At 45.3% G+C, this 13771-nt stretch carries 10 protein-coding genes; 4 read left to right on the top strand and 6 right to left on the bottom strand.

Features of this window, described 5'->3' with window-relative positions:
- Positions 1-156 precede the first annotated feature (156 nt).
- Both rho and trxA read right to left on the bottom strand, forming a co-directional pair.
- On the bottom strand, positions 157-1428 hold the full coding sequence (rho, locus tag ACTXGJ_RS06820) for a transcription termination factor Rho (protein WP_439244562.1): 1272 nt from the start codon (positions 1426-1428) through the stop codon (positions 157-159).
- Between the two features lie 505 nt (positions 1429-1933).
- Positions 1934-2260, bottom strand: coding sequence for a thioredoxin (gene trxA / locus ACTXGJ_RS06815; protein ID WP_439244564.1), 327 nt, complete (start codon positions 2258-2260; stop codon positions 1934-1936).
- 314 nt (positions 2261-2574) lie between these two features.
- Here trxA and ACTXGJ_RS06810 point away from each other — a divergent pair, with 314 nt between their 5' ends.
- Both ACTXGJ_RS06810 and ACTXGJ_RS06805 read left to right on the top strand, forming a co-directional pair.
- On the top strand, positions 2575-3336 hold the full coding sequence (locus ACTXGJ_RS06810) for an RluA family pseudouridine synthase (RefSeq protein WP_443565463.1): 762 nt from the start codon (positions 2575-2577) through the stop codon (positions 3334-3336).
- A 159-nt stretch (positions 3337-3495) separates the two neighbouring features.
- A complete protein-coding gene (locus ACTXGJ_RS06805; RefSeq protein WP_443565562.1) occupies positions 3496-5052 on the top strand; it encodes a flavin-containing monooxygenase in 1557 nt (518 codons plus the stop codon).
- A 12-nt stretch (positions 5053-5064) separates the two neighbouring features.
- On the opposite strand, the gene ACTXGJ_RS06800 is transcribed toward ACTXGJ_RS06805, so the two are convergent.
- Positions 5065-6009 (bottom strand): D-2-hydroxyacid dehydrogenase, encoded by a 945-nt coding sequence (locus ACTXGJ_RS06800; protein ID WP_443565462.1) that lies wholly within the window; start codon positions 6007-6009, stop codon positions 5065-5067.
- A 9-nt stretch (positions 6010-6018) separates the two neighbouring features.
- Positions 6019-6999 (bottom strand): NAD(P)-dependent oxidoreductase, encoded by a 981-nt coding sequence (locus ACTXGJ_RS06795; protein ID WP_439244607.1) that lies wholly within the window; start codon positions 6997-6999, stop codon positions 6019-6021.
- A gap of 288 nt (positions 7000-7287) precedes the next feature.
- Between ACTXGJ_RS06795 and rapA the strand changes: the two genes are divergently transcribed.
- Both rapA and ACTXGJ_RS06785 read left to right on the top strand, forming a co-directional pair.
- Positions 7288-10197, top strand: coding sequence for an RNA polymerase-associated protein RapA (gene rapA / locus ACTXGJ_RS06790; protein WP_443565461.1), 2910 nt, complete (start codon positions 7288-7290; stop codon positions 10195-10197).
- A gap of 267 nt (positions 10198-10464) precedes the next feature.
- Positions 10465-11376, top strand: coding sequence for an acyl-CoA thioesterase (locus ACTXGJ_RS06785; RefSeq protein WP_439244569.1), 912 nt, complete (start codon positions 10465-10467; stop codon positions 11374-11376).
- Between the two features lie 85 nt (positions 11377-11461).
- Here ACTXGJ_RS06785 and mutY read toward each other — a convergent pair whose 3' ends face one another.
- Together mutY and ACTXGJ_RS06775 are read right to left on the bottom strand one after the other, a co-directional pair.
- Entirely contained in the window at positions 11462-12682 is a 1221-nt protein-coding gene (gene mutY / locus ACTXGJ_RS06780; RefSeq protein ID WP_443565460.1) for an A/G-specific adenine glycosylase, read from the bottom strand.
- Positions 12683-12819: 137 nt separating this feature from the next.
- Positions 12820-13740: a GIY-YIG nuclease family protein gene (locus tag ACTXGJ_RS06775; protein WP_443565459.1), complete on the bottom strand. Its 921-nt coding sequence runs from the start codon at positions 13738-13740 to the stop codon at positions 12820-12822.
- Between the last annotated feature and the right edge of the window lie 31 nt (positions 13741-13771).

Below are 13771 nucleotides of genomic sequence, written 5' to 3'. Positions count from 1 at the left end.
TAAAGCTACTTGTCAGATACGCTAGAGTAAGCTAAGGATTTGATTTAAGATGCTTGCGTTTATTAACAGTCATTACTCTTGAACCTGAGTAAAGATATCGCCTCAAAACAAAAAAAGACCACTATAAAGCGGTCTTTTCAAAATAAGAAATAAGTTCTAATTAACCTTAGATTTACGATTCATCTGTTCAAAAAACTCATCGTTGGTTTTCGCCTCTTTTAGGCGCTCAAGTAAGAACTCAGTCGCTTGTACGCCATCCATCGGCTGCAGTAATTTACGCAGTATCCAAACTTTGCGTAATTTATCTTCATTGAGCAAACGCTCTTCGCGGCGCGTGCCAGATTTTTTGATATTGATGGCTGGGAAGACGCGTTTTTCGGCCAAATCACGCTCAAGGGTGATCTCTTGGTTACCGGTACCTTTGAATTCTTCAAAGATAACGCTGTCCATTTTACTACCTGTATCTATAAGGGCACTGGCGATAATGGTTAAGCTGCCCCCTTCTTCTACATTACGTGCCGCGCCAAAGAAGCGTTTTGGACGCTCAAGCGCATTGGCATCGAGACCACCGGTCAAGACTTTACCAGATGACGGCATCACAGTGTTATAAGCGCGGGCAAGGCGAGTGATAGAATCTAGCAAAATAACCACATCTTGCTTGTGCTCGACTAGACGTTTGGCTTTTTCGATGACCATGTCCGCCACTTGCACATGACGCTGCGGCGGCTCATCAAAGGTAGAGGCGACCACTTCACCGCGTACCGTACGCTCCATTTCAGTCACTTCCTCTGGGCGCTCATCGATCAATAACACAATCAAATAGCATTCAGGGTTATTACGCGTGATAGACTGAGCAATAGTCTGCAGTAGCATCGTTTTACCGGCTTTTGGCGGGGCAACGATAATGGAGCGCTGACCTTTACCAATTGGAGCGATCAGATCGATAATACGACCGGTCAAGTCTTCAGTAGTACCGTTACCTAATTCTAATTTTAACTGTTCGGTAGGGAAGAGCGGCGTTAAATTCTCAAAGATAAGCTTATGACGCGAGCGATCTGGGGTATCAAAGTTAATCTCTCCCACTTTTAGCAGGGCAAAATAGCGCTCTGAGTCTTTTGGTGGGCGAATAGTACCCGCTATGCTATCGCCCGTCTTGAGACTAAAGCGGCGGATTTGGCTAGGACTGACATAAATATCGTCAGGACCGGCCAAATAAGAGCCTTCGGAGGAGCGCAAAAAACCGAAACCATCCGGGAGGACTTCTAACACTCCGTCGCCATAGATGGCTTCACCATTACGAGCATGAGTTTTTAAGATAGCAAAAATAATGTCTTGCTTACGGCTACGCGCCATATTATCAAGTCCCATTTCTTTGGCGATAGCCAAGAGTTCAGAGATTGATTTTTTCTTTAATTCAGTTAAATTCATAGGAAAGTCATTAGCAGGTTATCAGGCGAGAGAGGTCATAAGCAGCACAACCCACGACATTGGTTCAAACAATATTAGGTATGGGTGTGCAAAACGTTGGGTTTATGTTGCCTTGAGTTTTTATATCAGTTCAGCGCCAATTGTAGGATGTTACAACAGGATCGCTCAGAATGGATATAAAGAAGGTGACATAAGAGTCTTCGATAAGAGCTCAATATCAGTAATTGTATTTGGTAATGGTGCTTAATAATGATAGTTGTGTTTTGCAGTACAAACACATGGAGACTTGCGACAAGACGCTTATGAAAAACGGTTGTATTACTCTTGTCAGCAGACTATACGGTTATAGATAGGGCGTTGTCAATTATTTTTGCTAAAAAAAGTTGCTAATTGATTTATTTGTGCAAAAAGTCAGCAAAAAGCCATTATCTTGAGTAGATAATGGCTTTTTACGCAACAGATAACCGGTTATCAACTAATTATCTTAGTGGTATTTTTGATTAAACTATAGATGCTTATCTAGCACTTTAGCCAATTCCGCTTTTGGCTGTAGACCCATGACTGAGTCTACTTTTTCGCCGTCTTTGAAGACAAATAGCGTTGGAATGTTGCGAATACCGAAACGGCTAGCGGCTTGTGGGTTATTATCGACATCGACTTTGACGATTTTGACTTTGCCTTCATAATCGGTTGCCAAATCTTCTAAAATAGGCGCGATAGATTTACATGGACCACACCAAGTTGCCCAGAAGTCTACCAACACTAATGTGTCAGCTTGTAGCACATCTTGATCAAAGTCGGTATCGGTAGTGTTGACGATTAAATCTGACATAATATGTCTCTCTTTTTATTAAGTTTAGACTTTTATTCTTAGGTAAAATGTAGCCTTATAATGGCACTAATAAACGCTATATAAAGGTTATTGCTAACGCTAATACCAATGAATGAATACCGCTATAGTAACATATCTGCTAAATCTTAATAGCGCTCGGCTCGTTAAAATGCTTAACAATTAATATTAGTACAATCAATCGCAACATAAAACCACAGCATAGAATTTACTATGAAATTTATATATAACCAATACTATTAGCTGCTGTTTTTATAATAATGATTTCTACCACTACTTTATAAATAAGCTCCTTTATGCTCTTTACTGAAGAAGAAACTGCCGCTCTTAACGAGCAAGAACAAACTTATCCATTAGCGTTTTTTCAAGATTTTGCTAAAACGATAACCGTTTACGAGGATGACGATATCTGGGTGGTCGATAAGCCTGCAGGGCTGTTGAGTGTCAATGGTAAGACATTAAAGGTGAGCTTACTGGCTCGGCTTGAAAAGGTCAATCCAAGCGTTAAGCTCATTCATCGCCTCGATATGGATACCTCGGGGCTACTAATATTTGCCAAAAATGCTGCGGCGCAAACGCATATCAGTAAGCAATTTATCGAACGTCTGCCACAAAAGTTGTACCAAGCTCGTGTGTTTGGGCAGTGGCAACAGGCAGGAGCGACAGGCAAGATATCTGCGCCAGTGCGTTACGAGCCGACGCTAAAACCGCGGCATATCATCGATCCGGACTGGCCAAAGCAGGCTTTGACTCATTACGAAGTGCTCGCGCACGAATACCTTAATACTCAATCCATCGATGCGCACAGCGGCAGTACACGAGCAGATCAGCCGCCGCAAATGGTGACCCGCGTTGCATTAAAGCCTATTACAGGCCGTAGCCATCAGTTACGAGTACATATGGTGCACATGGGTCATGTGATCATCGGCGATCCGATTTATGCTGAAGGATCAGCGCTAACGATCGCGCCGCGGCTTAACTTACACGCTCAGCAATTGCGCTTGAAACATCCGGTGCTAGAAGCTTGGATGGACTGGGAGAGTCCGACACCTTTTTAATAAGGATTAGTATACATAAGGAAAGTGTTTATGATTGATGTAACGAAGACTAAAAAAGCGATAAATAATACTATTAAAAATCGCTTAGCCGGCCATGAAGCTTCATTAGCCCCATCTCCAACTTATCAAGCTAATGGTGCTCAGCCGGTAGACTGCGAGATGCTGATCATCGGAGCGGGTATCGCGGGTATCGGCATGGCGAGTCGTTTGCAGCAATTCGATAATAAAAAGATATTTGGCCAAGATATCAGCAAAAATACTGGTTCGAATACTAATAATACTAATAATACTAATAATATTAACCCTAATGTTACGGAGCGCTTTATTCTTTTAGAAAAAAGAGCAGATCTAGGCGGGACTTGGGACTTATTTAACTACCCTGGGATCCGCTCAGACTCTGATGCGTTGACCTTTGGCTATAGTTTTCGGCCTTGGCTTGACAGTCGTATGCTCGCAAGTGGCTCTGATATCAAGGACTACATCAGTAAGACGGCTCGTGAGTTTAAGATCGTATCGCATATTCGCTACCGTCATGAAGTAGAGCAGCTGGCTTGGTCAAGCGAGACAAAACAGTGGACTGCTACTGTTATCAATCACGCCAATGGGGAGCGCCTAAGCTTAACGGCTCATTTCGTGGTAGGCGCCACAGGCTATTATAACTTTGAACAAGGGTATAAGCCTGATTACGTAGGTGAAGCGGATTTTGCGGGGCTTATCGTGCATCCGCAAAAGTGGCAAGACGTGGATTATCATAATAAAAAGATCGTCCTTATCGGTAGCGGGGCAACGGCGGTAACTTTACTACCCGCTCTTGTGGACGCGAGCGGCGAGCAGACGGCAAGTCATGTCACTATGCTACAGCGCTCGCCTTCATATATTGCTAGCGTGCCGGCAGATGACTACGCGATGGAGACGTTATCTGGTAAACTCTCGCCTTTATCCAAACAGCAAGCCTATAAGCTAGTGCGCGCTCGCAATGTATTAGTGCAACAAGCGACTTATCGTGCCTCTGTTTATGCGCCAAAGCTTATGAAAGCCTTAATGAGCTATGGCGTCAAAAAAGAGCTAAAGAGTAGTGAGATAGATCTAAAACATTTTTCTCCTGATTATAATCCTTGGGATCAGCGGGTGTGCGCGGTACCTGATAGTGATTTTTTTACAGCGCTACAAAGCGGAAGCGCAGCAATCGTTACTGACGAGATAGATAGATTTACCGAAACTGGTATTCTTCTAAAGTCAGGAGAGCATCTTGATGCTGATATTATCATCTCAGCGACTGGACTTAACTTACAGGTGCTTGGCGGCGCTAAGGTGGTTATCAATGGAGAAGAGGTAAATATCGGCCAGCGTATGACCTATAAAGCGGTGATGCTAGAAGAAGTGCCTAATATGGCGGTGCTATTTGGCTATACCAATGCTTCATGGACGCTAAAGATAGATATCGCCTGTCAGTATGTCCTACGCCTGATTAGCTACATGAATCAGCATCACTATCGTGTCGCTATGGCAAAAGCGCAAGCTGATGGCGAAAATGTACAAATGCAAGAGGATACGGTGTTAGGCTCATTGTCCGCAGGGTATGTCGCGCGCGCAAGTAAGGTACTGCCAAAGCAAGGCGATCGCTATCCATGGCGGGTGATAAATAACTATCTTCTCGACCGCATTATGCTCAAATATCGCAAAATCAATGATAAGTGGCTACACTTTACGCGCTAAGTTTTTTAAACCTTATCCTTTTTTATCAATAAACTCGCTGACTTGCTTGCTAAGTATCTGCCATAGCGTGAGCTGCGCACTTTCGCTACCCCACGCATTATGCGGACTAAAGATAACGCGCGGATGATCTTTCAAGCTAAGTAGCGGGTCGTCCTCAGTGATAGGCTCCGCTTCAAAGACGTCGCTGGCATAGCCCAATATCTGCTCCTCATTCACAGCGGCGGTCAGCGCTTGGCTGTCAACAATGCCGCCGCGAGCGACGTTGACTATTAAGGGCTGCTTTTTCATTTTTGCTAAAGTGTCTTTATTAATTAAGTGTTTGGTGTTCTCGTTTAGGGGGCAATGCAAGCTAATCACATCAGAGCGAGCCAGCACCTTATCGAAAGGGGTGTAGTCGTCATTGCGCGGCGCTTGGCCTTGATGCTCTGCCCACAATACGGTCATGCCATAAGCACGGGCAATCTCGGTCACTCGTTTACCGATAGTGCCAACACCAATAATGCCAAGAGTCTTGTTTTCTAGATCTATTAACGGTACATCTAATAGACAAAAGCTACCGTCGTCATGCCAAGAGCCATCAATGACCTTTTGGTGATAGTGGATAGCGGCCCGCATCGCCATAGTCATCAGCATAAAGGTATGCTCGGGCACGCTTTTGACCGCGTAGCCTGCAACGTTGTATAGCGTCACTCCATGCTTATCGCAAGCTTCTTTATCGACATTATTCATGCCAGTAGCCGTTAGTTGAATCAACTTTAGCTTGGGTAAACTGCTAATGATCTCAGCGCTAATCTTGATTTTATTGGTAAAGATAATGTCCGCATCTTGGCAGCGCTCGACTATAGCTTGAGTATCCTCTTGGCTATCTGTGTAGACGACATAATCCGTCACGCCTGCTGGCGCTGGCAAGTCTAAATCCTGAGAAAACGTGCCTCTATCTAAAAATACCGCTTTCATGTTGTCTCCTTATTCATTATTTTTATGACTACTTGAGATTTCATTGTAGTTATCAATAAAGGTATTGATTTGCTCTTGGACAATCTGCCACAATTTATGATGAGCATTTTTACTGCCTGAAGCCACGTGCGGGCTGAAAATAATCCGTGGATGTTGCTGTTCTGCCAGTTTAAGTAAAGGATCATCCTTTGCAATTGGCTCTTTCTCAAAGACATCGGTGGCATAACCGAGTACTTGCTGATCTTCTATCGCCTTTGCCATAGCCTTGGAGTCGACTACCGCGCCGCGTGCTACGTTGACGACTAGCGGTTGTTTGCTCATTTTGGCTAAGGTATCGGCGTTAATTAGATGCTTAGTTTCGTCAGTGAGCGGGCAGTGTAAGCTGATAACATCGGCAGCAGCAAGCACGGTCTCAAAATCAGTATAATCGTCGCTACGTGGCTCTTTGCCTTGGTGCTCAGCCCACAATACGGTCATGCCAAAGGCCCGCGCGAGTTCGCTCACTCGCTTGCCAATTGTCCCTACGCCAATGATACCTAAGGTTTGACCCTCGACATCGATCATCGGCGCTTGATTAATCTGTGAGCTGCGATCTTTACGCCAATTGCCATCGACGACTTTTTGATGGTAATGAATGCCAGCACGTAGCGCATTTAGCATCAGCATGAAGGTATGCTCAGGGACGCTCTTAACGGCAAAAGCTGAAGCATTGTATAGCTCAACTTTGTTTTCCCTGCAGGCCTCTTGGTCTATGGTGTTCATGCCACTTGAGCTTAGCTGTATGAGTTTCAGCTTAGGTAAGGCTTCAATGACTTCACGTTCGATCCTCAGCGTACCGCAGATCATGATATCAGCATCTTGGCAGCGCTCAATGATTACTTTATTGTCTTGCGGGGTTTTATCAAAGGTTACGTATTCGTCTACCTTTGCAGGCTTTGGTAGTTCAAGCCCTTCTAGGAATCTGGCTTCATCGAGTAATACCGCTTTCATAGGTAGTCCTTTTTTAGTTTTAGTCATTTTTATAAGCCTCTAATGTAGCATGCTGCAGCATAAAGCAAAACTGACCAACTAAAGCTAAGTCTTTAGCGAGATGAATGCAAACCCTTAGGCAACTGCTTAGTGATAAGCTCTTGAAAAACACAATTAGCGCAACCATCTAACCGCTAACGCTATATAATAGTGCGACTTTGCAGCGACGTTGCTTGTTGTCAACTATCCATAGCTGTTGCTAGTTTCATCTTCTATTTTTATCATTTAAGTACAAAAAGATACCGCCCTATGACTATTTCTGCCGCCTCATTACTCAGTAGCGAATTCGCTGTTGGTCAACGTTATTTATCTGATACCGAGTCTGAGCTTGGTTTAGGTGTGGTGATCGACGTCGATGATCGCTGCGTGCACATCTTGTTTCCACAAAGCGAAGAGACGCGCGTCTACGCCAAAAACTCCGCGCCACTCTCGCGCGTGGTATTCAAAGTCGGCGATAGCATCGCTGATCAACAAGGCCATAGCTATACGGTCACCGGCGTTGATGAGGTCATGGGCGTACTTAAGTACAGCGTCGAAGATGATGATAAAGGGGTGGAGGTTAAACCCATTATGGAAACGCGCTTGGCAGCGAATATTACTCTAGCCAAGCCCCTTGAGCGCCTGCTAGCCGGCCGTATTGAGCGTAGTGATTGGTATGATTTGCGTCAAGATATTTTGCGTATGCAGTCGGCGTTAGCCGGTCATCCGCTCAAAGGTCTCATGGGTGCGCGCGTCGATATTATTGAGCACCAGCTCTATATCGCGCATGAAGTCGGTAAGCGTATCGCGCCACGCGTCTTACTCGCCGATGAAGTAGGTTTGGGCAAAACTATCGAAGCTGGTCTTATTATTCATCAGCAGCTGCTTACCGGTAAGGCTGAGCGCGTGTTGATACTCGTGCCTGATAGCTTACAGTATCAGTGGATGATTGAGCTGCGTCGCCGCTTTAATCTAAACTTTGCGCTATTTGATCTGGTGCGTACTGCCGCCATAAAAGAGCATGACCCTGAACAAAACGTCTTTGCCACTGAGCAATGTATCATCGCAGGCATGGACTTATTGCTTGATCACGATGACCTTTATGAGCAAGCAATAGAGGCAGGGTTTGATTTACTCGTCGTCGATGAAGCGCATCACTTGCATTGGGACGCGTCGCAAGGCGGCAATGATAAATATGAGCTAGTCGCTGATTTTGCGAATGAGACCCCAGGGGTGATGCTGCTGACTGCGACTCCTGAGCAATTGGGCGCTCAAAGTCATTTTGCGCGTCTGCGTCTGCTTGACCCCAATCGCTTCGACGATTTAGATACGTTTATTGAAGGTCAAGATGCCTTTGCCGAAACGGCGGCGGTCGCCAATATCTTAATGGAAGATAAGCCTCTGAGCACGGCACAAATTGCAGCTTTGAGCGGCTTGCTGGATATCAGCACTGATGAGCTGGCAAATATCAATGAAGATGAGAAGCTGCGTAATTATGCACTCAATGAGCTGTTAGATCGTCATGGTACTGGGCGGGTATTATTCCGTAATACTCGCGAAAGTGTCAAAGGCTTCTACGGCCGTAGCAGTCAGCCGCATCCGTTGCCGCTGCCAGAGTCTTGGGTAGACAGCTATCAAACTAACGGCAAACTACGCGAGCAGCTGTGGGGTGAAGAAAATCAACCTGATGGCGGCTGGCTAGAAGATGACCCACGCGTACCTTGGCTGATCGATATCCTCAAGGGCGAGCTTAAGCAAGAAAAAGTATTACTCATCGCCCGTAGTGGCGCGACGGTTGAAAGCTTAGAGGCGGTACTGCGTCTACATGCCGGTATTAAGACCGCTATCTTCACTGAGCAGATGACGCTGCTTGAGCGTGACCAAGCCGCTGCCTTTTTTGCCGATAGAGAAGGGGCGCAAATATTGCTGTGCTCAGAGATTGGCTCAGAAGGCCGTAACTTCCAGTTTGCAAGCCAGCTCATTCTTTGGGACTTGCCCGCCAACCCTGATACTTTAGAGCAGCGTATCGGCCGTTTGGATCGTATCGGCCAGACGCAGCAAATCACCTTACACGTGCCTTATGTTGAGAGCACTGCGCAAGAGCGTCTGTATCATTGGTACAACAGTGCGCTCAATATGTTTAACCAGATATCGCCAACCGCGCAAAGCGTACAAGAAGAATATATCCAGACCTTAAAGCCCTTGTTAGAGGGACTAGAAGGCGCTGATAGCGTAAATAATCAGCAAGCGCTACAAGAGGTTATCGCTGAGGCGAAGCAGACACGTTTAGGTTTAGAAGCCCAGCTGCAAGCGGGCCGTGACCGTCTGCTTGAGTATAACTCTTGCCGTCCGCGTGTGGCTTCACGTATCAAAGACGCAATGGTGGATTTTGATAGTCATAATCTACTACCGCAGTTTGTCGAGCGCTTTTTAGCGTCCGCTAATATCGATCATAGCGTACAGCGCGATGGCTCTTGGGTGATTACGCCGATTGATAGCACAGAGATTAATGAGTATATGGAGAGCTTGCCGCTTGGTGAGGACGGCATGAGCTTAACCTTTGAGCGTAAGCTGGCTTTGCAGCGCGAAGAGATTGATTTTATCACTCATGAGCATCCTTTGATGCGCGCCATCTATGAGCTAGCCAGCACCAGCACCTTTGGTAACACCACTGTCGGTATGCTAAAGAGCGCCGCGATGCCGCAAGGCACAGTGCTACTTGAGATTAACTTTCGGGTGGAAACTATCGCGCCAAAAGTGCTGAACCTGCCTGCGACCCTGCCAACACAAAGCATTCGCGTGTTTATGAGTGAACAGGGCAGCGATTTATCAAGCCGTATTAGCTCGGAGATGATTATGCCGCATATCGAGCGCTTAGATAATAATCGGGCGCGGCAAGTGATCAAGGCGCGCGGTGATATCATCGAGCAGCGCTATCATGAAGCTGAAGCTATCGCCCGTGCTCAGTTGTCTGAGGTAGGAGCGCAGGCTAATGCTCGCTTTACTCAGCAGTGGTCACGTGAGATTAAGCGTCTCAAGCACTTACAAACCATCAATCCGAATGTGCGTCCAAGCGAGATTGAGCGCTTAGAGCGATTGCAAGCACAAGGCGAGCAAGCTCTGACAAACCTGCTCTTAGTGCCAGATTCTATCCGGATTCTGGTGGCGGTAAAGCCCTAGTTTAAGTTGGCATTGGTATAAAAAGAGGTGCTCATTAGCGCCTCTTTTTTATGTTAGGATTTAGCCTAAAATAGAATAAACCTTAGTCTGAATAGTCATCATAATAGCCGCTGAATCGTATGACATTACTGGTCAAGAGTGTCGATATTGGTTACTATGTTTAGCTTTTAATAAACTTTCTAAAGTAATTATTTTTACTAACAAGTGTTGTCATATAAAGCGAAAATGTTTGTTAGTAGAAATATTAGAATAAGGAAAATAAGCGTCATGTCTGATGTGTTTGATAACTCGCAACTTATCGATGAGCTGTTAGCGACAGTCGCACTGACTGAGCTCAGCCCGGATGTTTTTGAAGGGGCTAGCCACGACTATGTCGGTTCGCGTATCTTTGGTGGGCAAGTGCTGGCGCAAGCGATTATGGCGGCGTCTCACACCTTAAATGAGGATAAGCCTTGTCACTCCCTGCACGGGTATTTTTTACGTGGCGGCGATATCAAGCAGCCCGTCATCTATCAAGTGCGCCGCTTGCGAGACGGTCGTAGTCTGTCAGCGCGTGAGGTTACTGCTATTCAATATAAGCAAGTGCGTGGCAAAGAGCCCATCGAGCAAGTGATCTTTTCGATGATAGCGTCTTTCTCACCGATTGAGGAAGGACTTGAATATCAAGAGAGTATGCCGGTGTATCCGCCGCCAGAGGATTTGCCCTCAGAGCAAGAGCTAAAAGATGAGCATGTAGGTAAAGTGCCAGACGCGCTCAAAGCACGGTTTATGCGTCGTCGCCATGTCGAGATCAAGCCGGTCAAACCGCGTGATCCGATCAACCCAACGCCGATGAAACCTAAGCAAGCCAACTGGCTACGTATTCGCGAGCTTGGCAATCAACCTGTGGCTATTCAGCAAGCGCTATTAGCGTTTTCGTCGGACTTTTATTTAGTAGGTACCGGGCTGATGTCACATGGTGTCAGCTTTATGACCAGTGGCTTGCAAGCGGCAAGTATCGATCATTCGATGCATTTTCATCGTCCGTTCGATCTCAATGATTGGCTACTTTATGATATGTGGAGCGATACCACGTCAAGCTCGAAGGGTCTCAATCATGGTCAATTTTGGCAAGACGGTAATCTAGTCGCCACCGTACAGCAAGAGGGTCTCATGCGCCTTAGGGTACCGAAGTCTTGATGAGAGACAAGTTTTTTAAAGCAGCTAGCTTCAGTCCTAAGTTTAAGATGCTGAGCTAAAGCGCCGCCTACGGTTTGGCTTAGTTTTAAACCTCGATAATCTTAATCATTGCGCGCGGTAGTCCTAAACTATCGCGCGCTTTTTGCTTATCAAGCCACTTAAAAGCAATTTGTGCTGCCGATAACTTTTCGTTAAGCTCTGTACTTTTCGCCTCATTAATAACCAATTTTTGTGGCTGTAAATACCAATGAAAATGGGTCAATGAATGCTTAATCGGCGCGTCATCGAGTAAGGTATTACTAACAGATTCGGCTACCAACTTATTCTCTTCAAGCCACTCATGAATGATTTGCTCAGCAGTGGTAAATTCGGTCTCATAGACTTTTTCATTGCTACTCACTTGCAGTTTTTTTGGTTGAGCTTCTGCTAGCTTAGTTGCTTTATTAGCTGTTACCTTTTCTACAAACTCTAAGGGTAAACTCCATAGCCCGCCCCAAATACCATTATCAGGGCGCTGTAGCCATAATACCTCGGCATCATTATTTTCTATTATTAAAGCATTGCTAAACTTGCTGGGTTTCGGTTTTTTCTTAGCCTTGACTGGATAGTCGGTTTCGCGCCCCTCAGCATGAGCGATACAGTCTTCTCGTAGCGGACATAACTGACAATTAGGACTACGGCGCACGCATAAAGTGGCACCCATATCCATCATCGCTTGTGCGAATAGCCCTGAGTTTTCCTTTGGCGTCAAGCGCTCTGCCAATACCCATAGCTGTTTGGTTGTTGCAGACTTAGTAATGTCACCATCAATGGCTGCCCAGCGCGTCAATACGCGTTTAACATTGCCATCACAGATGACACCATATTTGTGTAGCCCCATTGCCATAATCGCGCCCGCGGTCGAGGGCCCGACGCCTGATATGGCTTCCCAAGCTGCTAACGTCTGCGGATAGTCGCCCGTCTCGTTTATGACATCGACCAATTGCTTGGCGCCTTTATGCAAGTTCCGTGCACGCGCATAGTAGCCCATACCTGCCCAGTGCTCAGCGATGGTATCCCATTCTGCCGCCGCTAAATCTTGTACCGTTGGAAAAGAGTCCATAAAACGCGCAAAGTAGGGCAGTACGGTTTTGACTTGCGTTTGTTGTAGCATGACCTCTGATAGCCAGACAATATAAGGATTTGGCCTGTCAGTTTGGTGTTGTTGCCACGGTAAATCATGGCGACCATCCGTTTCGAACCAGTCGAGGAGGCGTGGGGCGAAGGAGTTTAAGGGTTTCTCAGGCTGGGAAAATGGTGTAGGCAAGTGTATTCCTTGTAGGTCGTAAACTAGTCTTGGCAGGTAGGGTGCGCCTCGCGCACCGATAAGAATATTTTGCTGATATTTGAGGGTGTTTAACTATTCTTATATGAGGCTCATAGACATAATGTAAAGGTAACCAATTAACGATAAACGTTGTCTAGAGTTTCACCGGCTTCATTTTTCCATTCAATCCAACCATTAGTAGAACGTCCTGAGACTAATGAACTGGCTCCACTGGGAGTTTTGAAAAGTTGATTTTCAGTCAACTTGTAACTCTTATTATCTACTGCTATTAGCTTGCCAGTATTTAATAAATTCTCTTTTAGTTTAACTATAAATGGTGGAGCTGACATAGCTTGTGCTTGTCGTACTAACGATCCTGCTAATATGACAAAACCATCATCGTCATAATAACCTTTGGCATCACCATTTTTCGCTTTATAATAAAATAGCATTGGTTGTAAGTCATCAATAGGTAATGTTTCAACGTTGTTAATTGAAGGAATATCAAGGTCAGTAGAAAATTGGTTGTTAAAGTTGTTCTTCTCTTTAATACTTAAAGACTCAAAAACGGGTTGCCCTAAAGTCGATAATAAAACATCGAGAGTGTAAAAAAGCTCTTCACAATCTGCTTTTAAAGGGTCAGGAGTATGTGGTTTATTACCAGTATTGCCGTTTTTTATCTCATAACGACCAACTTGCGTAGCGGTCGCAATAGCTTTGTGCTCCATATATAACGCATGAGTTTGCGTCATTGAGTTATTTGTTGATAGCATCACAAAGGCACGCGTCCAAAAATCTTTATCATCATGCTGGTTTAACCGTCTTTTGAGGTCACCAGTCTGCCCGATATAAAGTAATGGCTTATCGGCAGTTTCTGTTTCACCAATTAAAAAGTACAATCCCACTTGATTGGCATCTGGCATCGCAAAAAAATCATCAATATGAATACGTGGGATCTCAATTAAACGAACCGTACGCGTCGTCATTTCGGCCAAACGTAGTCCGCGCGGATTACCTTTAGGTAGATATATTTGGATGGTTTTAGCAGAAGGAATCATAGTCGCCTAATTGGTTTAAAAATTTTAGAAG

Source organism: Psychrobacter sp. 1Y11 (genome assembly GCF_052259045.1).
GTDB lineage: Bacteria > Pseudomonadota > Gammaproteobacteria > Pseudomonadales > Moraxellaceae > Psychrobacter.
The sequence above is the reverse complement of the archived record's forward strand: the minus strand, read 5'-3'. Positions and strand labels throughout refer to the sequence as shown.